The organism is Streptomyces sp. NPDC037271 (assembly GCF_055603605.1).
Map to the genome: position 1 here is coordinate 252,462 of NZ_JBVJVN010000006.1, position 23,271 is coordinate 275,732.

At 73.0% G+C, this 23,271-nt stretch carries 22 protein-coding genes and 1 pseudogene; 2 read left to right on the forward strand and 21 right to left on the reverse strand.

The window, feature by feature from the left end; all coding sequences use genetic code 11:
• Positions 1-29 precede the first annotated feature (29 nt).
• Positions 30-1,148 (forward strand): endo-1,4-beta-xylanase, encoded by a 1,119-nt coding sequence (locus ACZ7G3_RS14615; RefSeq protein ID WP_470925812.1) that lies wholly within the window; start codon positions 30-32, stop codon positions 1,146-1,148.
• Positions 1,149-1,210: 62 nt separating this feature from the next.
• Here ACZ7G3_RS14615 and ACZ7G3_RS14620 read toward each other — a convergent pair.
• The 20 genes and pseudogenes from ACZ7G3_RS14620 to ACZ7G3_RS14715 form a co-directional block, all read right to left on the reverse strand.
• A pseudogene (locus ACZ7G3_RS14620) lies at positions 1,211-1,291 on the reverse strand (DUF397 domain-containing protein); the annotation flags it as partial.
• Positions 1,292-1,312: 21 nt separating this feature from the next.
• Positions 1,313-1,978 (reverse strand): response regulator, encoded by a 666-nt coding sequence (locus tag ACZ7G3_RS14625; RefSeq protein WP_426599212.1) that lies wholly within the window; start codon positions 1,976-1,978, stop codon positions 1,313-1,315.
• Positions 1,975-3,312 (reverse strand): sensor histidine kinase, encoded by a 1,338-nt coding sequence (locus ACZ7G3_RS14630; RefSeq protein ID WP_470925731.1) that lies wholly within the window; start codon positions 3,310-3,312, stop codon positions 1,975-1,977. The genes ACZ7G3_RS14625 and ACZ7G3_RS14630 overlap by 4 nt, the downstream gene beginning before the upstream one ends.
• A 92-nt stretch (positions 3,313-3,404) precedes the next feature.
• Positions 3,405-4,091 carry a response regulator gene (locus ACZ7G3_RS14635; protein WP_470925733.1) on the reverse strand — a complete coding sequence of 229 codons (687 nt, stop codon included), beginning with the start codon at positions 4,089-4,091 and terminating at the stop codon, positions 3,405-3,407.
• Complete coding sequence (locus ACZ7G3_RS14640) at positions 4,088-5,560, reverse strand: sensor histidine kinase (protein WP_470925735.1); 1,473 nt, start codon at positions 5,558-5,560, stop codon at positions 4,088-4,090. The genes ACZ7G3_RS14635 and ACZ7G3_RS14640 overlap by 4 nt, the downstream gene beginning before the upstream one ends.
• Positions 5,553-6,722, reverse strand: a complete 1,170-nt coding sequence (locus tag ACZ7G3_RS14645; protein ID WP_470925814.1) for an acyltransferase family protein — start codon at positions 6,720-6,722, stop codon at positions 5,553-5,555. Before ACZ7G3_RS14645 ends, ACZ7G3_RS14640 begins: the two co-directional genes overlap by 8 nt.
• Before the next feature lie 157 nt (positions 6,723-6,879).
• Entirely contained in the window at positions 6,880-7,869 is a 990-nt protein-coding gene (locus ACZ7G3_RS14650; protein ID WP_470925737.1) for an alpha/beta hydrolase, read from the reverse strand.
• 238 nt (positions 7,870-8,107) lie between these two features.
• Complete coding sequence (locus tag ACZ7G3_RS14655) at positions 8,108-9,019, reverse strand: alpha/beta hydrolase (RefSeq protein WP_470925739.1); 912 nt, start codon at positions 9,017-9,019, stop codon at positions 8,108-8,110.
• Positions 9,020-9,167: 148 nt separating this feature from the next.
• A complete protein-coding gene (gene kynU, locus ACZ7G3_RS14660; protein ID WP_470925741.1) occupies positions 9,168-10,397 on the reverse strand; it encodes a kynureninase in 1,230 nt (409 codons plus the stop codon).
• Positions 10,390-11,205, reverse strand: a complete 816-nt coding sequence (locus tag ACZ7G3_RS14665; RefSeq protein WP_470925743.1) for a tryptophan 2,3-dioxygenase — start codon at positions 11,203-11,205, stop codon at positions 10,390-10,392. Before ACZ7G3_RS14665 ends, kynU begins: the two co-directional genes overlap by 8 nt.
• Before the next feature lie 152 nt (positions 11,206-11,357).
• Positions 11,358-11,771 (reverse strand): DUF3151 domain-containing protein, encoded by a 414-nt coding sequence (locus ACZ7G3_RS14670; protein WP_426599220.1) that lies wholly within the window; start codon positions 11,769-11,771, stop codon positions 11,358-11,360.
• Positions 11,772-11,874: 103 nt separating this feature from the next.
• Complete coding sequence (fbaA, locus tag ACZ7G3_RS14675) at positions 11,875-12,906, reverse strand: class II fructose-bisphosphate aldolase (RefSeq protein ID WP_426520875.1); 1,032 nt, start codon at positions 12,904-12,906, stop codon at positions 11,875-11,877.
• Between the two features lie 149 nt (positions 12,907-13,055).
• The gene (pyrE, locus tag ACZ7G3_RS14680) at positions 13,056-13,628 is read right to left on the reverse strand and encodes an orotate phosphoribosyltransferase (protein ID WP_470925746.1); all 573 of its coding nucleotides are present in this window, start codon (positions 13,626-13,628) and stop codon (positions 13,056-13,058) included.
• A 10-nt stretch (positions 13,629-13,638) separates the two neighbouring features.
• Complete coding sequence (locus ACZ7G3_RS14685; protein WP_470925748.1) at positions 13,639-14,427, reverse strand: aldose epimerase family protein; 789 nt, start codon at positions 14,425-14,427, stop codon at positions 13,639-13,641.
• Between the two features lie 78 nt (positions 14,428-14,505).
• The gene (locus ACZ7G3_RS14690; protein ID WP_470925749.1) at positions 14,506-15,558 is read right to left on the reverse strand and encodes an SRPBCC family protein; all 1,053 of its coding nucleotides are present in this window, start codon (positions 15,556-15,558) and stop codon (positions 14,506-14,508) included.
• Positions 15,559-15,610: 52 nt separating this feature from the next.
• Complete coding sequence (locus tag ACZ7G3_RS14695; RefSeq protein ID WP_470925816.1) at positions 15,611-16,306, reverse strand: response regulator; 696 nt, start codon at positions 16,304-16,306, stop codon at positions 15,611-15,613.
• Positions 16,307-16,413: 107 nt separating this feature from the next.
• Positions 16,414-17,610: a sensor histidine kinase gene (locus ACZ7G3_RS14700; protein ID WP_470925751.1), complete on the reverse strand. Its 1,197-nt coding sequence runs from the start codon at positions 17,608-17,610 to the stop codon at positions 16,414-16,416.
• 502 nt (positions 17,611-18,112) lie between these two features.
• Positions 18,113-19,807 carry a polyamine aminopropyltransferase gene (locus ACZ7G3_RS14705; protein ID WP_470925752.1) on the reverse strand — a complete coding sequence of 565 codons (1,695 nt, stop codon included), beginning with the start codon at positions 19,805-19,807 and terminating at the stop codon, positions 18,113-18,115.
• Positions 19,808-19,938: 131 nt separating this feature from the next.
• Positions 19,939-20,475: a DUF2617 family protein gene (locus tag ACZ7G3_RS14710; RefSeq protein WP_426599226.1), complete on the reverse strand. Its 537-nt coding sequence runs from the start codon at positions 20,473-20,475 to the stop codon at positions 19,939-19,941.
• A gap of 396 nt (positions 20,476-20,871) precedes the next feature.
• The gene (locus ACZ7G3_RS14715) at positions 20,872-21,171 is read right to left on the reverse strand and encodes a hypothetical protein (RefSeq protein WP_470925754.1); all 300 of its coding nucleotides are present in this window, start codon (positions 21,169-21,171) and stop codon (positions 20,872-20,874) included.
• A gap of 287 nt (positions 21,172-21,458) precedes the next feature.
• Between ACZ7G3_RS14715 and ACZ7G3_RS14720 the strand changes: the two genes are divergently transcribed.
• Positions 21,459-22,661, forward strand: a complete 1,203-nt coding sequence (locus tag ACZ7G3_RS14720; RefSeq protein WP_470925756.1) for a pyridoxal phosphate-dependent aminotransferase — start codon at positions 21,459-21,461, stop codon at positions 22,659-22,661.
• Positions 22,662-22,733: 72 nt separating this feature from the next.
• Here the strand turns inward: ACZ7G3_RS14720 and ACZ7G3_RS14725 are convergent, their stop codons facing one another.
• Entirely contained in the window at positions 22,734-23,270 is a 537-nt protein-coding gene (locus tag ACZ7G3_RS14725) for a YbjN domain-containing protein (RefSeq protein WP_426599229.1), read from the reverse strand.
• Between the last annotated feature and the right edge of the window lies 1 nt (position 23,271).

A 23,271-nucleotide genomic window follows, 5' to 3' on the forward strand; every position in this document is an offset into this window, starting at 1 on the left:
GGGGCGGTTGTGGGCCAACTCCTCCCCCCATCGCCTCTTCTTTTCGCGCCCCATCCGCCCGGGGGGGGGGGGGGGGGTCCACCCCCCCCCCGGCCCCCCCCCCCCCCCCCCCCGCACCGCACTCCCACGCCAAGTTCGACCGACTGCGCGAGGCCGCCCCCGACGGCTTCTACGTGGGCACCGCCGTGGCGGGCGGCGGCCACCACCTGGAGCAGGACTACCCGGACCCGTTCACCTCGGACAAGAAGTACCGGAAGATCCTCGCGCGCCAGTTCAGCTCGGTCTCCCCCGAGAACCAGATGAAGTGGGAGTTCCTCCACCCGGAGCGCGACCGGTACGACTTCGCGGCGGCGGACGCCATCGTCGAGTTCGCCGAACGCCACGATCAGGTCGTACGCGGTCACACGCTGCTGTGGCACAGCCAGAACCCGCAGTGGCTGGAGCAGGGCGACTTCTCCGACGAGGAGCTGCGCGCGATCCTGCGCGAGCACATCACCACCGTCGTCGGCCGGTACGCCGGCCGGATCCAGCAGTGGGACGTCGCGAACGAGATCTTCGACGACCAGGGCAGGCTCCGCACGCAGGACAACATCTGGATCCGCGAGCTCGGCCCCGGCATCGTCGCGGACGCCTTCCGCTGGGCGCACGAGGCCGACCCGAAGGCGAAGCTGTTCTTCAACGACTACGGCGTCGAGAGCGTCAACGCCAAGAGCGGCGCCTACTACGCCCTCACCCAGGACCTGCTCCGGCAGGGCGTGCCGGTGCACGGCTTCTCCGTACAGGCGCACCTGAGCACGCGGTACGGCTTCCCGGGGGACCTGGAGACCAACCTGAAGCGCTTCGACGCGCTGGGCCTGGAAACCGCCGTCACCGAGCTGGACGTACGGATGGACCTGCCGGCCGGCGGTGTGCCGACCGCCGCGCAGCAGAAGCAGCAGGCCGACTACTACCAGCGGGCACTGTCGGCCTGCCTGGCCGTCGAGGACTGCAACTCGTTCACCATCTGGGGCTTCACCGACAAGTACTCATGGGTGCCGGTGTTCTTCGAGGGCGAGGGGTCCGCGACGGTCATGACCGACGACTTCCGCCGCAAGCCCGCCTTCCACGCCCTGCGGCACACCTTGAAGGCGGCGGCACGCAACCACTGACCACCGCTGTCCGCCGCGGGGCCCATCGCCCCACACCCCGCGGCGGAGACCGCCGCGAAGGAGAGGGCGGGGACGGAGAGGGAGGCGCGAGTGGGGGCCTCGGAGTCGCGAATGGCCCTGCGGGCAGGGAGGGCGGCGGTCTCGACGCAGGTGTTCGGTGCCGGTCAGCCCGGCGTCACCAGCCGCGCCTCGTAGGCGAAGACCGCCGCCTGGGTGCGGTCCCTGAGGCCCAGCTTCACCAGGACCCTGCTGACGTGTGTCTTGATCGTCGACTCGGCGACCACCAGGCGCTCGGCGATCTCCGAGTTGGACAGGCCCTGCGCGATCAGGACCAGTACCTCCGTCTCCCGCTCGGTCAGGTCGCCGTACGCCCCCTGCGCCGAGGACATCGGGCGCGGGCCGTCGGACAGCTTCGAGAACTCGGTGATCAGGCGCTTGGTGACCGAGGGGGCGAGGAGGGCCTCACCGGCTGCCACCACCCGGACGCCGTCGGCCAGTTGGCGCGCCGAGGCGTCCTTGAGGAGGAAGCCGGAAGCGCCCGCGCGCAGCGCCTGGTACACGTACTCGTCGAGGTCGAAGGTGGTGAGGACGAGGACCTTCGCCGCGGCGTCCGCCGCGACGATCTCCCGCGTCGCCTCGATGCCGTTCAGCTCCGGCATGCGGATGTCCATCAGGACGACGTCGGGGGCCAGCTCGCGGACCTTCGCCACCGCCTCCCGGCCGTTGACCGCCTCGCCGGCGACCTCGATGCCCGGCATCGCGTTCAGCAGGACCGAGAAGCCCTCGCGCACCATCATCTGATCGTCGGCGATCAGTACGCGGATCGTCATGCTTCACCTTCGGTCTGCGCGGTGACCGGCAGGAACACCGCCACCTCGTAACCCCCGTCGTCGGTGGGGCCCGCCGTCATCTCGCCGTTCAGCATCGAGACGCGCTCGCGCATGCCGGTGATGCCGTGGCCCGCGCCGGGCGAGGGCTTCACCAAGGAGAGTTCCGGGATCGGGCCGTTGACGATCCGCAGGCCGAGGCCGCCCAGCACGTAGGAGACCTCGACGCGGGCGGTCGCGCCCGGCGCGTGCCGCAAGGAGTTGCTCAGCGCCTCCTGCACGATCCGGTACGCCGACAGCTCCACGCCGGGCGGCAGCTCGCGCACCGCGCCGGTCGCCGCCTTCTCCACGCTCAGGCCGGCATCGCGCACGTTGGTGAGCAGGGCGTCCAGGTCGGCGAGGGTGGGCTGCGGGGCGTCCGGGGCCTCGTAGTCCTCGGCGCGGACGACTCCGAGCACGCGGCGCAGCTCGGTCAGTGCCGCCACCGCGTTCTCCCGGATGGTGGCGAAGGCGCGCTCCAGCTCCTCCGGCGGATTCTCCACCCGGTAGGGCGCCGCCTCCGCCTGGATGGCGACCACCGACATGTGGTGGGCGACCACGTCGTGCAGCTCGCGGGCGATGGTGGTGCGCTCCTCCAGCAGGGTGCGCCGGGACCGCTCGTGCGCGGTGACCGTCTGCTGGGCGGTGACCTCCTGCCGCGCCTCGCGGCGGACGTGCCGGACGGCGACCATCAGCAGGGCCAGGGCGGAAAGCAGCAGCATGGGCGCGGAGGTGCTGTACTCACCGTCGCCGAGTACGGTCTCCACGAGGAACGCGTAGGCGGCGGTGAGAACCCACATCCACGCGGCCGTGCGGGGCCGGGTGCGTATCGCCACGACCACCAGCACCGCCAGGTGGCAGATGAAGACGCCGGGCTGCCACGGCCACTCGCCCAGGCTGCCGTCCAGCAGCGCGACCACCGGTGTCGCCACCATCGACATCCAGAAGGCGCCGACCGGCCGGACCAGCGTGGCCAGCACCGGTGCCGCGCACACCAGCCCGGTCAGCAGAGCCATCGGCCCGTCCATGGTGCTGGCGAAGCAACCGCCGAGCAACGCGATCACGGCGAGGGCCACCACCACCGCGTGCGGCAGGCGGGCGGCGTACCACTGCGGCTTGCCGGAGAGCCGGCGGGTCAGCGGGCCGTCCGTCGCCACGAGCGGCAGCGGACGGCAGGCGAAGGCGTCGTGGAACAGGTCCTGGCGCAATCCGCTCAGGGCATCCATGGCCAGCCGGAACTCGGGGCTGCGCTCGCCGCCCCGGGAAGGGGCGGTCAGCGTCTGTGTCGTCTCGGTCACGTTCGCAACGGTAGGCGTCGCCGGGGGTCGCGGTCGTCACCAGCGAGAGGGGTTCTTCGGTATCCGTCTCAGGTACTACGGGCCCGGCCCGCTCAGTATCCGGAGGGCCGCACCAGCCCCGACTCGTACGCGAACACCGCCGCCTGCGTCCGGTCCCTGAGCCCCAGCTTCACCAGGATCCGGCCGACGTGCGTCTTCACCGTCTGCTCGGCGACGACCAGCCGCTGGGCGATCTCCGCGTTCGACAGGCCCTGCGCGATCAGGGCGAGCACCTCGGTCTCCCGCTCGGTCAGATCGCCGACGCGGGTCTTCAGCGGGGCGCGCGGCCGGTCGTCCAGCCGGGAGAACTCGGCGATCAGCCGCCGGGTGATGCCCGGCGCGAGCAGCGCGTCCCCGGCCGCCACGACCCGGACCGCCTCGGCGAGCTGGTCGGCGGAGGCGTCCTTCAGCAGGAACCCGGACGCGCCGGCCCGCAGCGCCTCGTACACGTACTCGTCGAGGTCGAAGGTGGTCAGCACCAGCACTCTGATGTCCGGGGTCGCCCCGGTGATGTGGCGGGTGGCGTCGATGCCGCCCAGCTCGGGCATGCGGATGTCCATCAGGACGACGTCCGGGGCCAGCTCGGCGACCTTGGCCACGGCGTCCAGGCCGTCCACCGCCTGCCCGATCACCTCGATGTCGGGCTGGGTGTTGAGCAGCACGGTGAAACCCTGCCGGACCATCTGCTGGTCGTCGGCGATCAGCACGCGGATCACGCGGCCGTTGCTGCTGGTCGTCATCGGGTGTCGTCCTCGGTGGAGTCGGGAGCGGAGGAATCGGGAGCGGAGGAATCGGGAGCGGAGTCAGGGGCGGAATCAGGGGCGGAGTCGTGGACAGGACGGCCGGGGCCGTCGGCCGGCAGGAACGCGGCCACCTGGTAACCGCCGTCCGGCAGTGGCTGCGCCGTCAGGGTGCCGTCGAGCATCGCCACCCGCTCCCGCATGCCGAGCAGGCCGTGCCCCGCACCGTCCGACGGTGCCGGGGCCCGCTTCGGCCGCGTGTTGGAGACGTCCACGCGCAGCCCGATGGGAAGGTGCGTGAGGTGGACCCGGGCGGTCGCGCCCGGCGCGTGCCGCAGGACGTTGCTCAGGGCCTCCTGCACGATCCTGTACGCCGAAAGCTCCACACCGGGCGGCAGGGGCCTGCGCGTCCCGCTCGTCTCGGTGGTGACGGTCAGCCCGGCGGCCCGGATGTTCTCCACCAGCGCGTCGAGCCGGTCGAGGGTGGGCTGCGGGGAGTGCGGGGCGGCGTCGCCCCCGTCGGGCGCCTCCAGCGCGTCGGGGTGCTCGGAACGCAGCACACCCAGCACCCGGCGGAGCTCGGTGAGGGCCTCCAGCGCGTTCTGCCGGATGCCCGCGAGGTTCTCCTTCAGCTCGTCCGGCGGGTTCTCGACGAGGAGGGGGGCGACCTGTGCCTGGATGGAGATCACCGACATGTGGTGGGCGACCACGTCGTGCAGCTCGCGGGCGATGCGCCCGCGCTCCTCCAGCAGGGTGCGCCGGGCTCTCTCCTCGGCGGTCAGCGAGGCCTGCTGCGCGAGTTCCGTGCGGGCCTCGCGGCGTCCGCGCAGGGCGGTGCCCAGCACCACGACGACCGCGAACAGGATGACGGCGAGCTGGCCGGTCGGCTGGTAGTCCAGCGCGCCCACCATGCCCTGCACGATGTAGGTGGCGAGCGCGGTCAGGGCCAGCGCCTCCACGGACACCCGGGTACGGACCCGCAGGGCGAGCAGCAACAGGACGAACAGGTGCGCGATGATCCCGGCGGCCGTCCAGGGCCAGGTGAACTTCTCGCCGCCCGGGACGAATACACCCGGCCCTGGCCTGGTGAACGGGCCGCCACCGGCGACCATCTCGGCCCGCACGGCGAAGGCCCCCACGAGCATGGCCGCCATCGACAGCCACCACGCCGGGACCGGCCGCCACAGTGCGAACACCATCGCGCCGGCCTGGCCGAGGGCGACCAGGAAGGCGAACTCGGGTTCGATCCCGCCGTTGTCGTTGAGCTGGGCCGCGTCACCGAGCAGCACGCCGAGGGCGGCCAGGCAGACGACCCCGTGCGGGAACCAGAGCAGCCACACCGACGGCGGCAGCGGGTCCGCCCGCCAGGTCCACAGGTCGTCGTGCAGCACGCGCAGCATGCGTCCGATCCGACCGCCCGTGGTCATCTGCCGGATCCCCCGTCGCATCACACGGACCACCCTAGACATGACGCGCGCCCGCCGCCCTCGTCCGGCGCCGCGGACGATGCGTCCGGACGACCCGGGAGCGGCGCCGGCCGCCGCCGCGCTCGAAGGAGCGAAAGGCGGCCCAGCAGCCTGCCAGGACCAGCGCGAACACCGGGAGCCAGGCGAGCCGCGCCGCGACCCAGCCCAGGCCGTCGGGGAGCGTGTGCAGACCGGGCAGACGGCCTGTGAGGAGGCCGGTGGCCGTGGTCGCCATCAGCGCGGTCTGGTGCCACAGGAAGATCGTCATCGCGGAGAGGTTGACCAGCGCGACCACCGCCCATGCCACAGGCCGCCGCATCGCGCGGCGCAGCGGCTCGCGCAGCAGCAGCGCGAGGCCGCACTGCGCCAGGCCGAAGGTGACCGCGGCCAGCGTCGGCGGGTTGAGGTTCGATATCCCGGCACCGGGGACGCCGACCATCGACGCCGGATAGCCCGCCCAGGCGACGAGGGCCGCGGTCGCCGCCGCACCGCCGGTGAGCAGGACCCGGCCTGCGCGGCGGTGGTCCAGTTCACCGCGGGTCCAGGCGGCGCCGAGGGTGTAGGGGACCAGCCAGCCGGCGGCGAGGTTGGTCCAGCCGAGCCAGGCGGGGGCTCCGAACCCGAAGCGCAGCAGGTCCACATGGAGGACGACGCCCAGCGGCCACAGCGGGTGCAGCCGGGTCAGGAGCGGCGTCACCGCGGTCAGCGCGGCGAAGACGAGGAGGAACCACAGCGGGGACAGGGCCAGCTTCACCAGGGTGTGGACCGTCACGAACTCCGCACCCGTCAGGAGCAACAGCACCGCCGCCACCGTCCACAGGCCGAGGACGGCCGCGACCGGGCGGAACAGCCGGGACAACCGGGCGGACAGCCACCCGCCGTAGGAGGTGCCGCGGGACCGGGCCGACGCGTAACCCCGGGTGGCCACATGGCCGCCTACCAGGAAGAACACGGCCAGGGTCTGGAAGACCCAGGAGATCGGGGCCAGCCAGGGCATGTCCTGCAGCGGACTGGCCGCGCGCAGGCTGTTGCCGTCGGCGACCAGGGCCGTCACCAGCCAGTGGCCGAGGACCACGCCGAGGATGGCGAGGGCCCGCAGGGCGTCGACGGCCCGGTCCCGGTCCACCGGGGTGGCGGAGTCGATCCGGACGGCGGCGCGGCGCAGCCTCCGCACGGGGGCGGCACGGCTCAGAGCCTGCCCGGGTGCGGTGCGGCGCAGCCCCTGCCCGAGGGCGGCACGGCGCAGCCCCCGCCGGTCGGCGGCACCGCGCCACCGGTTCGGCGCGCCGTGCGCAGGACTCGGTGGTGTCCGTCGCGTCGCATCAGTCATGGGTCACCTCCGCGGTCTCGCCCAGGACGATCCGGGCCAGGTTCGTCAGGGAGACGGATCCGGTGTCGAAGTAGTCGCTGTGGCCGCCGTCGCCGGCCGCGAAGACCCGGGCACCGAAGTCCGGGGAGAGCGGATCGGTGCCGAAGCCGACGGTGGTGCCGAAGAGGCCGGCGCTGAGGTGCGGCACGTGCTCCACCCAGTCGTCGGCGCCCCGCGCCGCCCAGATCCGGGCGCTCGTGTGCAGGCCCGCGGCGGAGTCGGCACCAGTGCCGGGGCTGCCGACCAGGGCTATGTCGGCGACGTCGAGGCCGTCGGCGGCGCGGGCACAGACGACCGAGCCGTAGGAATGGCAGAGGAGGGTGAGGGAGGTGCCGGGGCCTGTGATGCCCCGCAGGTCGTCGACCAGGGAGCGGAGCTTCGGGGCGGCCCGGTCGGCGCGGCCGGTGGTGGCGACCGCGGTGCTGACGGTGCCCGGCGTCTCGTAGCCCAGCCAGGCCACGACCGCCGTGCGGGTCCCGTCGGGCGCCTCGGCGGCGAGCTGCCGGTGCAGGGCGAGCGCGGCGGCACGGAACCGGTCGTACGTGTCGAGGCTCGTGTCGGAGCCGGGGACGAGGACGGCGACGTGGTCGGCGTGGGCCAGGTCTCCGAAGACCTCCGTGGCCCGTCCGGCACCCTGGCCGTCGAAGGCGAGCAGGCGCCGGGACGGGTCCGCCATCGAGCGGTCCGCCGCCGCGCGGTGCCGGTCGCCGTGGTCGGCGGCCATCCGGGACGCCTCGGCGGCGTTGGCCCGGTTGGCGGCGTACGCCTCGTCCAGCGTGTCGGCCGTCGGGGCGGCGAGAACGGCGGGGGCCGGAGCGGGGATCTCGGGGCGCGCGGCACCGGAGAGGGGGAGGACCACCGCACCGCAGATGAGCGCGGCGAGGGTGGCACGGCGCCATCTGCTCACGCACCGCCGCCAACGTACCGCCGTCCCGGGCCCCATGGCCTCTCCCCTCCAGATCGCCCGTCCATCGGGCTTGTCTGTAAGGGAAGTTATGAATCGCGCCGGGTAACCCGCGTCCCGCCAGAGAACTCATCTGCGGGGTAGCTCTCAGGTATGACGGGTACGGGCCAGGGATCGAGGCAGCACCGACGATACCGACACGCTCATCTGAGCAGGCCGTGAACTTTTCCAGCGAAAAGTTCACGCTTTTCGTGCCTCACCCTCCCCCCGGCCAGGCTCACCAAGCCAGCTGCGCGATCTCCTCCGCCACCACCGCACACGCGTCCGCCGCCGGGTCGATCAGCGGATAGTGCCCGACGTCCTCCAGCAGCGTCACGCCCACCACCTCCCCGGCCCTCGCCGCCGCGTCGGCGTACGCCTCGGCGACCGCCTGCGGAACGTCCACGTCGGCACGGCCCTGGACGAGAGTCGTCGCGATGCCGGTCGGCAGCAGCAGGGCCGGGTCGGCGTAGGGCCTGCGTTCGGCGAACAGCTCCTCCCCGCCGAGGAGTTGAAGCGCCGCGCCACCACACACGTCGAGCTTGCCGGCGACCTCGAAGTCGGCGATCGGCGCGAGGGCCACCACACCGCGCAGAGGTGCCGGGCGGTCGGTGCGCCAGGGGGCGTCGGCGGGCAGCAGGTGCCGGGCCGCCGCCCACAGGGCGAGGTGGCCGCCGGCCGAGTGGCCGGTGAGCACGACACGGCGCCCGTCGGCCTGCGGGAGATGCTGCCGCACCAGCGCCGGCAGCGCGTCCAGCGCGGCGGCCACGTCGTCGAAGGTGTCGGGCCAGCGCCCCGCGACGGGGCCGCCCCCGGCCTCACTCCCGTCCTCGCCCCCGCCCTCCGCACCACGCCGGTACTCCACGCTGGCGACGGCGAGACCCCGACGGGCCAGGAAATCGGCGAACGGGCTGACGTGGCGACGGTCGTACGGCGCCCGCCACGAACCTCCGTGCAGCACCACCACGACGGGAGCGGCACCACCCGCGCCCTCCGCGCCACGCGGCACGTAGAAGTCGATCAGCTGGTCGGGATGGTCGCCGTACACAGCGGTGCCGTCGGGGTCGACCGCCGGGTGCGAAAAGGCCGACTTCTCCTCCGCGGCGTCCCTCGCGGCAGCGGTGCCCGGTTCTGCGGCGGCATCCGGCATGCTCAACCTCTCAGCGGCGAAACGATGTTGGCTGACCGGGGAATGGAATCGGCCGTTGGCGGGACGGTATCAGGCCGGTGACGTGCGCCGACATGGGGATGTGACGCTGGGTGAGGACCGGGCTTCCCGCCCGGTCCCCACCCGCTCGTCACACCAGCGTCTCCGCCAGCACCCGCGCCGCCCGCTCCACGTCCGCGAAGCCGACGTACAGGGGGGTGAAGCCGAAGCGCAGGACGTCCGGGGCGCGGAAGTCCCCGACCACACCGCGTTCGATCAGCCGCTTCATGACGTCACCGGCGTCGTCACAGCGCAGTGCGACCTGGCTGCCCCGCTCGGCGTGCGCCGCCGGAGTCAGGGACTCCACCCGGCCGTCCAGGACGTACTCCCCGACGCAGCGCAGGAAGAAGTCGGTCAGCGCCAGGGACTTGGCCCGCACCGCCTCCACCGACACCCCGTCCCACACCTGAAGGGCCGCCTCCAGGGCGAGCAGGGAGAGGATGTCCGGTGTGCCGACCCGGCCGCGCGACGCACCTGCCGCAGGGATGTACCCGGGCCGCATGCCGAAGGGCTCGGCGTGCGAGTTCCAGCCCGGCAGCGGGGAGTCGAAACGGTCCTGGAGGCCGTGACGCACATACAGGTACGCGGGCGAACCGGGGCCGCCGTTGAGGTACTTGTACGTGCAGCCGACCGCCAGGTCGACGCCGTACTCGTCGAGCCCGACCGGCAGTGCGCCCGCGCTGTGGCACAGGTCCCAGACGACGTACGCCCCCGCCTCGTGCACCGCGGCCGTGAGCGCGGGCAGGTCGTGCAGCCGGCCCGTGCGGTAGTCGACGTGGTTGAGCAGGACGGCGGCGGTGCGGTCGCCGAGCGCCGACGGCACCTCGGCCGGCGCCACCGGACGCAGGGCGCAGCCCGTCATCCGGGCCGCCGACTCGGCGATGTACCCGTCCGTGGGGAAGGTGGTGGCGTCGACGAGGATCTCGTCGCGGCCCGTACCGTCCTCGCCCGCCATGCGTACGGCGGCGACGAGTGCCTTGAAGACGTTGACGCTGGTGGAGTCGCCTACCACGATCTGCCCGGCCGCCGCCCCGACCAGCGGGGCGATCCGGTCGCCGATCCGTTCGGGCGCGGTCCACCAGCCGCTCTCCTCCCAGGACCGGATGCGCAGCTCGCCCCACTGACGGCGTACGACGTCCGCCACGCGCGCGGGGACCCCGGCCGGGAGGGCACCGAGCGAGTTGCCGTCCAGATACGTCACGTCGTCGAGCACGAACCGCTCGCGCAGCGCCGCCAGCTCGTCGGCGGCGTCCAGCTTCCCGGCCTCGTCCTTGAGTTCGGACACGTCACACACTCCAGCCTGTTCGGTCGGTTCAGACATACGACCGCGCGGTCCACAGTTCGGGGAACACGTTGTTGCGGGCCCGCTTCTCCAGCCAGGCCACCCCGGCGGAGCCGCCCGTGCCGGTCTTGGAGCCCATCGCGCGGCGGGTGGCGACCAGGTGGTCGTTGCGCCAGCGCCACACCAGCTCCGCGACGTCGGTGAGCGCCTCGCCGAGGCGGGCCAGCTCGCCGTTCTGGTCGCCCGCGTACACGGCCGTCCAGGCGGCCTCCACCTCGGGCGCCGCCTCGTACTTCCGGGTCAGGTCACGCTGGAGCACGGCGTCCGGAATGTCGTACCCGCGCCGGGCGAGCAGCCGGACCACCTCGTCGTACAGGCTCGGCTCGTGCAGCGCCTTCTCCAGCTCCGCGTGGACCCGCGGGGCGCCGCGGTGCGGGACGAGCATGGACGCGGACTTGTCGCCGAGCAGGAACTCCAGGCGGCGGTACATGGCCGACTGGAAGCCGGAACCCTCGCCGAGGGCACTCCGGTACGAGTTGAACTGGGCCGGGGTGAGCTGCCCCAGCGGCGTCCAGGAGGCGTTCAGCGCCTCCAGCTCCCGCACCGAGCGCTTCAGCGCGTCGGTCGCCACCTGGATCCGGTCCTCGCGCAGAGCGCGGGCGGCGGTCTCCCACTCGTGGACGATGACGGTGAACCACAGCTCCATGACCTGGGTCGTGACCAGGAAGACCATCTCTCCGGGATCGTCGGAGAGGGTGTGCTGGAGATGGGTGAGCACGTCCGCCTTGACATAGTCCTCGTACGGCGTGCTGCCCTCGAAATCGAGATTCGGGGCGTCGTGGGACATCGCTGTCTCCTGAGTGCACTTCGGGTAGCGGTCCGCCCTGCCGTTACCGACACGGGGCCCCGGTCCCCAACGTCATCCTCCGCAATCGTCGCAGCAAACCGCAAGGCCCGCCTGCGCACGGCAGACGGGCCGGGACACGACCGGATCCGGGTTCAGCCCAGCACCTCGGCCGCCGACGGCGAGGAGTCCTTCAGGAACTGGCTGCAGCGCTCGTACTCCTCCTTCTCGCCGATCGCCTGGGCGGCGCGGGCGAGGGCGTGCAGGGCGCGCAGGAAGCCGCGGTTCGGCTCGTGCTCCCAGGGCACCGGACCGTGGCCCTTCCAGCCGCTGCGGCGCAGGGCGTCCAGGCCGCGGTGGTAGCCGGTACGGGCGTACGCGTACGACTCCACGACGCCGCCCCGCTCGAACGCCTCGTCGGCCAGCTGCGCCCAGGCCAGCGAGGACGTCGGGTACTTGGCGGCGACGTCGGCGGGAGAGGTCCCTCCCGCCAGCAGCTCGCGCGGCCCGGGGTCGTCGGGGAGGTGGGTCGGGGGCGGTCCCCCGAGGAGGTTCTCGTGAATGGCCATGGGCACAAGTCTGCGCCATGCCGCCGGCATACGTACGAGGGCCCGGCACCGGCGGGGCGATCCCGCCGGTACCGGGCCCTTCGTGGGCGGCGTGCGACGGCCGCTACTTGATCTTCTGGCCCGCCGAGCGCAGGTGGCCACAGGCCTCGACGACGCGCGCGGCCATGCCGGCCTCGGCCAGCTTGCCCCAGGTGCGCGGGTCGTAGGTCTTCTTGTTGCCGACCTCGCCGTCGACCTTCAGGACGCCGGCGTAGTTGCTGAACATGTGGTCGACGACCGGACGCGTGAAGGCGTACTGGGTGTCCGTGTCGATGTTCATCTTGACCACGCCGTTCTCCAGCGCGGTCGCGATCTCCTCCGCGGAGGAGCCGGAGCCGCCGTGGAAGACGAAGTCGAACGGCTTGCTGCCGGCCGGCTGACCGTACTTCCCGGCGATGCCCTCGTTCAGCTCCTTGAGCAGCTCGGGGCGGAGCACGACGTTGCCCGGCTTGTACACGCCGTGCACGTTGCCGAAGGACGCGGCGAGCAGGTAGCGGCCCTTCTCGCCCAGGCCCAGGGCCTCGACGGTGCGGACCGCGTCGTCGACCGTCGTGTAGAGGGAGTCGTTGATCTCGTGGGAGACGCCGTCCTCCTCGCCGCCCGTCGGGGTGATCTCGACCTCGAGGATGATCTTCGCGGCGCGGGCGCGCTCCAGCAGCTCCTGGGCGATGGAGAGGTTGTCGGCCAGCGTCTCCGCCGAGCCGTCCCACATGTGGGACTGGAACAGCGGGTTGCGGCCGGCCTTGACGCGCTCCTCGGAGACCGCCAGCAGCGGACGGACGTAGCCGTCGAGCTTGTCCTTCGGGCAGTGGTCCGTGTGCAGGGCGACGGTGACGTCGTACTTCTCGGCCACGATGTGCGCGAACTCGGCGAGGGCCACGGCGCCCGTCACCATGTCCTTGCTGTGCTGGCCGCCCAGGAACTCGGCGCCGCCGGTGGAGATCTGGACGATGCCGTCGCTCTCCGCCTCCGCGAAACCGCGCAGGGCCGCGTGCAGCGTCTGGGAAGAGGTCACGTTGATGGCCGGGTAGGCGAACTTTCCTGCCTTCGCCCGGTCCAGCATCTCGTTGTAGACCTCGGGAGTTGCGATGGGCATCTGTCCGCTCCTTGTATGTGCGGGTGGGCGTGAAACGTGCTTATGGCCCTGACCTAGACCTGGGGGGCGACGTCATCGTCGGCCCCATCCTTCCAGACGAAGCGGGATACTCCGAGTGGACCTCGGCCCCGCCCCCGCCCGGGCGGACATCAGTCCAGGCCCAGCTCGTCCTTGTCGTACGCGTACAGGTAGGGCACCCCCGCGCCGTCCTGGATCTTCTCCGCGGCACCCGTCGCCCGGTCGACGATCGTCGCCACGGCCACGACCTCGGCACCCGCCTCGCGCACGGCCTCGACCGCGGTGAGCGGGGAACCGCCGGTGGTGGAGGTGTCCTCGACGACCAGCACACGGCGGCCCTTGATGTCCGGGCCCTCGACGCGACGCTGCAGCCCGTGCGCCTTGGCGGCCTTGCGGACGACGAACGCGTCCAGGCGCTTCCCGCGGGCGGCGGCGGCGTGCAGCATGGCCGCGGCGACCGGGTCGGCGCCCATGGTCAGCCCGCCCACCGCGTCGAAGTCCAGGTCGGCGGTCAGGTCCAGCAGCACCTGCCCGACCAGCGGGGCGGCCTCACCGTCCAGGGTGATGCGGCGCAGGTCGACGTAGTAGTCGGCCTCGAGACCCGAGGAGAGGGTCACCTTGCCGTGCACCACGGCCTTGTCCTTGATCTGCCGCAGCAGCGCGCCGCGTGTGCCTGGCGGCGTTACTTCGTTGACGTCCGTCATGCCGTCCAGCTTAGAGCCGGGTCCAGCTCCAGGTGGTCGTGGCCTCCAGCGGCTCCAGGGGTGTGACCAGGCGCGGGAGGGTGTTCAGGCCGTTGGGCGGACCGGTCTGCGGCTCCACGCAGACGGCGGCCTCCTGCTCGTCGTACACCACGGCCCACTGCTCCGGACTGGTCACCTTCAGTTCCAGCCGCTCCGGCCAGGTGAGGGTGACGTCGACGCCGTCCGGCATGCCGAAGCAGTCGTCCCACGGGCCCGGCTTCGGGTCGACGCGGTTGCCGGTGGGCAGGTGGTCGTCGCCGCGTTCCTCCTGCCAGGCGGGGTCGAAGGCGATCGCCACGTCCGCGCCGTCGAGGGTCCGGTTGAACCACGGGTGCCAGCCGATCTGCGCCGGGAAGGACGACTCGTACGTCTCCACGGACATCGTCAGCGTCAGCGCGTCCCCGGCGAGGGCGATCACCTGGGTGACGCGGCCGGAGTAGGGCCAGGGGTCGGTGAGGTCGTACGTGATGACGGCCTCGTTCCCGGTGACACGGGCGGTGCGCCAGGCGGCGTCGCGGGCGGTGCCGTGGATGGCGTGCGGCGGGGAGTTCAGCGGCATCCGGTGGACGACCGCGCCGTCCCGGAAGCGGCCCTCGCGGATCCGGCCGCACCAGGGGACCATCGGGAAGCAGCCGTAGCGCTCGCCCTGACGGAGCAGTTCCGTGCCGCCGACGCGCAGCCCGCCGATCCGGCCGCCGTTGCCCGGCAGCACGGTCGCCTCCGCGTCACCCGCGGTCAGCGTGATGGGTTCGTTGCTCACGCCACGACCCTACTGGGGCGATCAAGGGATCCCCCAGTACGTCCGGCGCGGCGGGGCCGGCGGCCGGGCCGCGGCGGTTCAGCGGCGCCTGCGCAGCACGCGGCCCACCACGATCGCCGACGCCACGACCAGTGCCGCCGCGGGGACGGCCCAGCGCAGGGGAGCACCGGCCGCGCTCGCCTGGGGTGCGGGAACGGGGGCGTACCGGCCGCGCGGCGGGGCGTGGTCCACCTCCTCGGCGCTGCGGCCGATCATCGTGCGGCGCGCGTGCGCGGCCTCTGCGGGGGGCTCGGGCGCGGCAGGGGGCTCGGGCGCGGCAGGGGGCTCAGGAGCGGCAGGGGGCTCAGGAGCGGCAGGGGACTCAGGAGCGGCAGGGGACTCAGGAGCGGCAGGGGACTCAGGAGCGGCGGGCGTTTCGGGCACGGCAGGGATCTTGGGGCCGGCAGGGGGCTCGGGCGTCGCGGGGGTTTCAGGCGTGGCGGGGGCTTCGGGCGCGGCGGGGGTTTCGGGCGCGGCGGGGGTTTCGGGCGCGGCGGGGGTTTCGGGCGTGGCGGGGGCCGACGGGGCTTCCGGGACGTCCGGCTCGTTCTCGACGCCCTCGACGTCCCCGACGACTTCGCCCGGGCCCGCGTCCGAGAGGGTCGGCGGGGAGACCTCGGTGTCGAGGACGGAGGTGTGCCGCGGCTCCGCCTCCGCGGCAGGGCGTTCCTCCGCCGCCGTACCCAGGTTCTCCGCGAACCGGGTCAGCAGCCGGGCCGCCGCCGACGCCACCGACTCCCGCGGCAGCTCCGTGACGCGGCCGTCCGCGGTGGCCGTCCCGGTGCAGGCCAGGGTGGAGCCGCCGTCGGCGTCCCGCACCCGCAGGGTGAGCGCGAGCGTGACCGTGCCCGTGCCGCGCGACTCGGTGGCGCCGCCCTCGACGGCGTACGACCCGTCCTCCCGAACGGACAGGCGCAGGGAGCCCCGATAGGTGATGGAGTGACTGCCGACGCGCACCTTCAGCCGTCCCGCGACGGGCTCGGCACCGGCGTCCTGCTGGAGCCCCGGAACCGCCCGGGCGACCCGGGCCGGGTCGGCCAGCACGTCCCTGAGCCGCTCGGCCGGAACCGGAACGAACACCTCATGCTCCATGTCAGCGCAGCCTACCCAGCAGGCGCCCGATACACCCCCCGGCTGCGCAAACTCACCCGAGGCCTCCCCCGCCCCCCGTGCCTCCGGGCCTCACCAGTCCCGTCTCGTACGCCACCACCACCGCCTGCGCCCTGCTGGTCAGGCCCAGCTTGGTCATCGTGCGGTTGAGGTGGGTCTTCACCGTGGCCTCGCTGATGAACAGGCGGTCGGCGGCCTCCGCGTTGCTCAGGCCGCGGGCCACCAGTTTCAGGACCTCGGCCTCGCGGGTGGTCAGCGTCGTCAGCCCGGGCGGCGCGCCGGCGTCCGACGGGCCGGGCCGCCTCGTGTCCGACATCTGCGTGAACGCCTCCACCAGGCGCCGGGTGACCGCGGGGGCGAACAGCGCGTCACCGCCGTGCACCGCGGTGACCGCGGCCAGCAGCCGTTCGGGGCCGGCGTCCTTGAGGAGGAAGCCGGAGGCACCGGCGCGCAGGGCGCCGTAGACGTACTCGTCGAGGTCGAAGGTGGTCAGGACCAGGACGCGGGGCGCGGGGTCCACGGCCTCGGCGAGGATCCGCTCGGTGGCCTGGATACCGGTCATGCCGGGCATGCGGATGTCCATCAGGACGACGTCCGGCCGGGTCCGCCCGGCCAGCACCACCGCCTCGGCACCGTCGGCCGCCTCGCCGACGACCTCCATGCCCGGGGCGGCGCGCAGCAGTGCGGCCAGCCCGCTGCGGACGAGGAACTGGTCGTCGACGACGAGCAGTCGTATCGGACCGCCCCGCTCCCCGTCCGTCGGGCGGTTCTCCGGGCCGTCTCCCGGCGGGCCCGTCGGGCGGTCCCCCGGTCGGCCCGTCGGATGCTCTGCGTCGGTCATTCCCTGACGGCGTCTCCCCGGCGTGCGGTCTGTACCGGCGTCGGCAGGGTCAGGCGCACGCCGAATCCCCCCTCGCTGCGCGGGCCGACGACGATCGTCCCGCCGTAGAGCTTGGCCCGCTCCCGCATCCCGATCAAGCCATGGCCACCGCGCACGGGGAATGTGTCCGGATCCACCCCTCCCCGGCCTCCCTCCCGGCCTCCCTCGCGGGCCTCCTCTCCCCGGCCGTCGTCGGTCACCGACACCACCACCTCGCCCGCACGGTAGGCGAGTTCGACGGCGGCGGTCGCTCCCGGCGCGTGCTTGAGCACGTTGGTGAGCGCCTCCTGCACCACCCGGTAGACGCACAGCTGGACGCCGGGCGGCACGGGACGCGGTACGCCGGTGACACGCAGCTCCACGCCCACGCCGCCGGTACGGACCCGGGTGACCATCTCGTCCAGCTGGTCGAGGCCGGGAGCGGGGGCGCCGACCGCGCCCTGCACCCCGTCCGCCCGCAGCAGGCCGAGCATGCGGTGCAGTTCGGCGAGGGCCTCACCGCTGGCCCCCTCGATGGTGTCCAGGGCATCGCGCGCGGTGCGGGCGTCGGAGTGGAAGACGAAGCGGGCCAGTCCGGCCTGGACGTTGATGACGGCGATGTGGTGGGCGACCACGTCGTGCAGTTCACGGGCGATCCGGACGCGTTCCCCAGCCACCTCGCGCCGGGCCCGGTCGGCCTGTTCGGCGCGGAGCTGCCGGGTGAGCTCGCCGGTCCGGCGGGCGACGTACCCGAACCGCCACAGCACCAGCGGGAAGCCCAACGCCTGCCCCACGACCGACGCCATCGCGGCGGCGTCGCTGACCACCCCGGCGTAGATCCAGACACCGGCGAGCAGGGCGGCGCAGGCGGCGGCGGTGCGGGTGGGGCACAGGGAGGCCACGGTGTAGACGGCGAGCATCGGGCCGAAGGAGCCGACCACGGGCCAGTAGCCGAGGGTGACGTGGACCGCCCAGCAGGCGTGGACGGCGAGGCAGACGGTGAGGGGAGCACGGGTGCGCAGCGCGAGCGGGAGGTTCAGCAGGCCGACCAGCGTCCAGGCGAGCGGGTCCAGCGCGGGCCACCCCTGGGCGACGGCCTCGGTGCCGAGCAGAACGGCCACGGTCGTCAGCGCCGCGGCGATCAGGCCGTCGGCCGCCAGAGGGTGCAGGCGCATTGCGGCAGGGTAAGTCCGCCCGCCCGGCAGCGGCGTCATCCTTCCGCCGTACCGCGGAAGTTGCAGGAACCGGGCGCCTACCACGCTGGGTTGGGTCCGGTATCCACCCCCTGCGGGATTCCGGGACGGACGGGACGGCCATAGGTTCTCGGTGCGAACGATCCGCAGGGGGGTGTGGCGGTCCGTCCCGTACCCGGGGGGAGAGGGCCGGGCCGCCGCACGGGGTCGTACGAGGCTCGTACGGGGGCGGGCCGGAGGCGGACGGCGGGCTCGTGCCGGGGGGGGCGCGGGCCGGCCGGTTCCCAGGGCGTACACGGGCGAGGTGCCCGAGGAAGAGGACGGACGGCCACGCGGGTGTGCGCGTACTGCGGGAGAGGGCTCGGGGCGGGCTCGGGGCTCCCGCTGCCCCACGGAATCCGGGTGGGCCCCGGTGACGGGCCTCGCGCCGACCGCCCGAGGCCCGTCACTCCCGGCCCCAGCCCCGTCCCTGGCCCCGGCACGCTCAGTACCGCGGATGCACCAGCGTCGACGGCGGCAGGCCGGGGATCCGGGTGCGGGACGCGGCACGGGCGTCCCGGGCCAGGGACCGGGGCGTCAGGGTGCGCGGGCGGGGGGCCGTCGGCTCGAGGCGCAGGGCGGGGGCCGTACGGGCGGCCAGGAGGAAGCCCCACTCGCGGGGGGCGTGCGAGGTGGCGGCCGTACGGTCGGGGCCCGGTGCGAAGCCCGTGTCGCGGGCGTCGACGCGGTAGGGGACGGCCCGCAGACCGGCCGCGTGGAGCGTGGCGTCCACCGTCCAGAAGGCGTCGAGGCGTGCGGAGACCGGACCGGCGTGCACGACCAGCCGCCCGTCAGGGGCGAGCACCCGCCGGAGCAGGCCGTAGAACTCCTGCGAGTACAGCTTCGTGCTGGCCGTGATGCCCGGATCGGGCAGGTCCGAGATCACCACGTCGTACATCGCGGTGGGCGTCGAGCGCAGCCGGCGGAAGGCGTCCGCCGTGATGACGTGGACGCGCGGGTCACCGTAGGCGTGCTCGTTCAGCGCGGACAGGCCCGGGTCGTGCCGGGCCAGCCGGGTCAGCCCGGGGTCGAGTTCGACGACGTCGACGCGGCGCACGTCCGGGTGGCGCAGCACTTCCCGCGCGGCGAGGCCGTCACCGCCGCCGAGGATCAGCACGCGCGTGTGCGTGCCGCTCATCGCGGGGTGCACCAGCGCCTCGTGGTAACGCCGCTCGTCGCTGCCGCTGACCCGCAGCCGGCCGTCCAGGAACAGGTCGAGGGGCCGGCCGTCGGCGTCGCCGGTGAGGACCACTTCCTGTACGTCGGTCTGGACGGCCACGCGGACGTCCTGGCCGTACACGGCGTGCCGGGCGGCGCGTTCGAAGTCGTCGGCGAGGACGGTCGCCGCGGCGAGGAGCGCGAGCACGACGACGTTGGCGGCCAGCAGCAGCCAGCGGGCCCGGCGGGTCATGTCCCACCGGAACAGGCCGAGGACCAGGGCGGCGCCGACGAACGCGTTGACGATGCCGGTGAGCAGCGCGCCGGTCAGCTGGCCGAGGAAGGGCAGCAGCACGAAAGGAAAGGCGAGGCCGCCGACGAGCGCGCCGACGTAGTCCGCGGCGAACAGGTCGGCGACCGCGCCACCCGCGTCCTGGCGGCGAACGCGCTGGATCAGCTCCATCAGCAACGGAACCTCGGCGCCGATCAGCACACCGATGGCGAGCGAGAAGGCGACCAGGAGGAAACGCGGTCCGTCCGCCCACAGGCCGCCCCAGCCACCGGTCCAGGCGAAGAGGGCATACAGCACCATCGCGCTGGAGCCGCCGACGAGCGCGAGGACGGCCTCGACCGCGCCGAAGCCGGCCGCCGCGAACCGGCGCAGCCGTTTGGCGGCGAGCGAGCCGAGGCCCATGGCGAAGACCATGACGGACAGGACGACGGACGCCTGGGTGACCGAGTCGCCGATCAGGTACGAGGCGAGAGCGACGAGTTCGAGCTCGTAGACGAGCCCACAGGCCGCGCAGACGAACACGCCCGCCAGCACCAGGAACCGCCCGGTGGCCGGCCGGACGGGCAGCCGCGCCGGCGCCCCGGGACCGCCCGGGGGCCCGCCGGAGGTGTCCGAGGAGCCGCCGGGGCCGCCGGGGCCGCCCCAGGACGGCGGAGAGCCGGGCGGGGCGGGCGCGTGCGGTTCGATCACGGAGTGACGTTACGTCACTCTCTCACTGCACTTCGTCACCCACACGTGTGAAACTGACGTTCCCATGGGCCACCACAGGTTTATCCCGCCCGGGCGCGGGCCCGAGCCCGCGCCCACCCGCCCCTACCCGCTCACACCCCGGACGGGCTGAGCTGCGACGTCGGCACCCGGACACCCACCCGGGTCCGCGTCGCCACCAGGTGGCCGTCCTGCGGGTAGGCGTGCCAGGTCCGCCAGTGCACCTGCCCCTCGTGCCGCTGGGCCAGCAGCGCGGTGAAGGCGTGCGGGCTGCCGGGGAAGACGCCGGCCAACCCGTGCGGATGGTCGGCGACCAGGGCCAGCAGTTCCTGGGCACGTCCGGCGAAGGAACCCGGCGTCAGCACCTCGACCCGGGCGGCGAACTCGTACTCCCAGTCGCCCACCCGCTTGGCGACGCCCAGCGGAAGAGGGGTGCTGCTGCCCGGGATGCAGGCCACCGTCTCCGAACAGCTGCCCTGCTCCTCCTCGAGCAGGACTTGGTGAGAGGCCCCCAGAAGCCTCAACTGCATTTTGGCGCCAGTCAGTTCGAGATCAAGACTGGCGAGCGCGGGCAGCGGCTCGCGCCCCAGGGCCCAGGCGAGATCGGCTGCGCGCGTGTCGGTGTAGGCGGTTTTCAGGGTCGTGAGCATGGATCGGCTCCGCAAGCACACAAGGAGAGGAAGGTGTGGGGCCTGCGCATCCCGAGCACTGCCGGGGATACGGCCCGCTCAGCCCAGTCGGCCGGTCAGGAGGGGGGTCAACAGGTCGTCCGAGGAGCTGCGTTGGTGATGGAGAGGGAATCACGAACTGTGGCGCCACCACAGCGTTTTTACCCAACTTCGTGGCGTTTCCATCCCTCAGGGGGCTCCACAGCTCAACTGTTCAACCCGGGCGCACAACCCACCCGTGAGGCGTGCGCCGGTGCGTGGCAGCGCCCACCGGGTGTGTTTCCCGGTGGGCGCCTGTGATGGGCGCGGGGCCCGGTCCCAGGAACGGGCCCCGTGTCGGGGATGCGGTTCCCCCTGCCGGAGCTCAGCTGCCCCGTGTCAGCTGCCTCCACCGCATCCGCCGCCGCCCCCTCCCCCGCAGGACGACGACCCGCCTCCGCAGGACGAGCCGCCTCCGCAGGAGTGGCCTGAGTCGTTGCCGCCGGAGGACGAACCGCCGTCTCCCCCGCCGGCCCACCAGCTGTTGCTGCTGTCGCCGCCCGCGCCCGACGACCCCGAGCGCCGGCCCCGTGCCCGGCTCGCGGACGGACCGCTCCGCGCGCCGGAGCTCCGCGCCCCGGCCACCAGCCCGCCGATCACCAGCGCGGCGAACACGATCAGGATGATGCCGATGACCATGGCGTCACCCTCCTTCCACTTCCCGGGCTCGCGCCCGGAGTCCCCCGAAGCAACCCCCCGTTGGGCGCCCCGCTCTCTGTATCTCTGTCTCTGTATGAAGCTCGACGTGGAGCTCGTCGCAAGCTGGTCCAGGTTCGATGCGACCTGGGTCAAGCCCGATCAGGCTCGGCGAAGCTCGAGCTTGGTGAAGCTTGGCGAAGCTCATCGCGTGAACGGGAGATGCCCCTCGCCGCCACGCCCCAAAGCAGAGTTGAGGAACTCCAGAGCTTCGGCGCAGGATGACCGCCATGACCCCCATGAGCTCCAGCGCACGCCCCGTCCTCAACCGCCGGCTCGCCGAGTTCGGGACGACGATCTTCGCCGAGATGTCCGCCCTGGCCGTACGGACCGGGGCGATCAACCTGGGCCAGGGCTTCCCCGACACCGACGGTCCCGAGGAGATCCGGGAGGCCGCCGTACGGGCACTGCGCGACGGGCGCGGAAACCAGTACCCGCCGGGCCCCGGTGTTCCCGAGCTGCGTACCGCCGTCGCCGCGCACCAGCACCACCGTTACGGCCTGTCCTACGACCCGGACACCGAGGTCCTGGTCACCGCCGGTGCCACGGAGGCCATCGCCGCCTCCCTGCTCGCCCTGCTGGAGCCCGGCGACGAGGTCGTCGCGCTGGAGCCGTACTACGACTCGTACGCGGCCTGCATCGCGATGGCGGGCGGCACGCGCGTGCCCGTGACCCTGCGCCCGCACTCCGCGGACGGGCGTGCGGCCTTCCGGCTGGACCTCGACGAGCTGCGCGACGCGGTCACCGACCGCACCCGCCTGCTCCTGCTGAACACCCCGCACAACCCGACGGGCACGGTCCTGACCCGCGGCGAACTGGCCGCGATCGCCGAGCTGGCCGTGGAACGGGACCTGCTGGTGGTGACCGACGAGGTCTACGAGCACCTGGTCTTCGACACGGCCGAGCACATCCCCCTGGCGAGCTTCCCGGGGATGCGCGAACGCACGGTGACCATCGGGTCGGCCGGCAAGACGTTCTCGTTCACGGGCTGGAAGGTCGGCTGGATCACCGCCGTTCCCGCCCTGGTCACGGCGGTCCGCTCGGCCAAGCAGTACCTGACGTACGTGGCCTCCGGACCCTTCCAGTACGCCGTCGCCGAGGCCCTCACGCTGCCCGACTCGTACTTCGCCGCCTACCGCGAGGACATGCGGGCCAAGCGGGACCTGCTGGCGACCGGCCTGGAAGAGGCGGGCTTCGGCGTCTACCGCCCCGCCGGGACGTACTTCGTCACCACCGACATCCGCCCCCTCGGCGAGAGCGACGGCTTCGCCTTCTGCCGCGCCCTGCCGGAACGCGCCGGCGTCGTCGCCATCCCCAACGCGGTCTTCTACGACCACCGGGAGGCGGGCGCCCCCTTCGTCCGGTTCGCGTTCTGCAAGCGTACGTCGGTACTGGAGGAGGCGGTGGGACGGCTGAAGACGCTGGCCGGATGAGCCACCGCGGAACGACGGGAGCCCGGCTCCCCGGAATGCCGGGGGGCCGGGCTCACCCGCGTACGGGACGGACTATTCGCCGTCCTCGTCCGTCGGCTTCTCCGACTCGTTGACCTCCTGCTCGAGGCCGAGCTGCTCCACGAGCCACCGGTCGAACTCGATGGCGGCCCGGACCCAGCTGACCGTCGAGGTGACGAAGTGCTCCAGGCTGACACCCATGCCGATCAGCATCTGGGCCTCGCCGATCAGGCGGACCGTGCCGTCGTCGTGGGTGTGGGAGTACACCTTGGGCCACAGGGTGCGCCGGTTCCAGTCGTCGACCGACTCCAGCAGCTGCGGCTTCTCGTCGATCTGGTGGGACCGGTCGTAGAACGTCCGCACCGAGAAGACCTGCTGGTCACCCTCGCCGCGGAACATGAAGTACGTACGGAACTGCTCCCACGGCGCCGCGAGGTCACCCTCGTCGTCGACGACGTACTTCAGCTCCATCTGGTCGAGGAGCTGCTTCACAAGATCCTGATCCGGGACGACGGGGCCCGCCGGTCCTTGCGGCTGCGGCTCGGGCTGCTTGCCCCCGAAGTTCGGAATCGAGGACGGGTCGATGGTCACC

Bases quoted from the DNA above. Each gene is read 5' to 3' on its own strand.
- ACZ7G3_RS14625 (WP_426599212.1), bottom strand. From the start codon at position 1,978: ATGACGATCCGCGTACTGATCGCCGACGATCAGATGATGGTGCGCGAG.
- ACZ7G3_RS14635 (WP_470925733.1), bottom strand. From the start codon at position 4,091: ATGACGACCAGCAGCAACGGCCGCGTGATCCGCGTGCTGATCGCCGAC.
- ACZ7G3_RS14640 (WP_470925735.1), bottom strand. From the start codon at position 5,560: ATGTCTAGGGTGGTCCGTGTGATGCGACGGGGGATCCGGCAGATGACC.
- ACZ7G3_RS14650 (WP_470925737.1), bottom strand. From the start codon at position 7,869: ATGGGGCCCGGGACGGCGGTACGTTGGCGGCGGTGCGTGAGCAGATGG.
- ACZ7G3_RS14655 (WP_470925739.1), bottom strand. From the start codon at position 9,019: ATGCCGGATGCCGCCGCAGAACCGGGCACCGCTGCCGCGAGGGACGCC.
- kynU (WP_470925741.1), bottom strand. From the start codon at position 10,397: ATGTCTGAACCGACCGAACAGGCTGGAGTGTGTGACGTGTCCGAACTC.
- ACZ7G3_RS14665 (WP_470925743.1), bottom strand. From the start codon at position 11,205: ATGTCCCACGACGCCCCGAATCTCGATTTCGAGGGCAGCACGCCGTAC.
- ACZ7G3_RS14670 (WP_426599220.1), bottom strand. From the start codon at position 11,771: ATGGCCATTCACGAGAACCTCCTCGGGGGACCGCCCCCGACCCACCTC.
- fbaA (WP_426520875.1), bottom strand. From the start codon at position 12,906: ATGCCCATCGCAACTCCCGAGGTCTACAACGAGATGCTGGACCGGGCG.
- pyrE (WP_470925746.1), bottom strand. From the start codon at position 13,628: ATGACGGACGTCAACGAAGTAACGCCGCCAGGCACACGCGGCGCGCTG.
- ACZ7G3_RS14690 (WP_470925749.1), bottom strand. From the start codon at position 15,558: ATGGAGCATGAGGTGTTCGTTCCGGTTCCGGCCGAGCGGCTCAGGGAC.
- ACZ7G3_RS14700 (WP_470925751.1), bottom strand. From the start codon at position 17,610: ATGCGCCTGCACCCTCTGGCGGCCGACGGCCTGATCGCCGCGGCGCTG.
- ACZ7G3_RS14710 (WP_426599226.1), bottom strand. From the start codon at position 20,475: ATGCTCACGACCCTGAAAACCGCCTACACCGACACGCGCGCAGCCGAT.
- ACZ7G3_RS14715 (WP_470925754.1), bottom strand. From the start codon at position 21,171: ATGGTCATCGGCATCATCCTGATCGTGTTCGCCGCGCTGGTGATCGGC.
- ACZ7G3_RS14720 (WP_470925756.1), top strand. From the start codon at position 21,459: ATGACCCCCATGAGCTCCAGCGCACGCCCCGTCCTCAACCGCCGGCTC.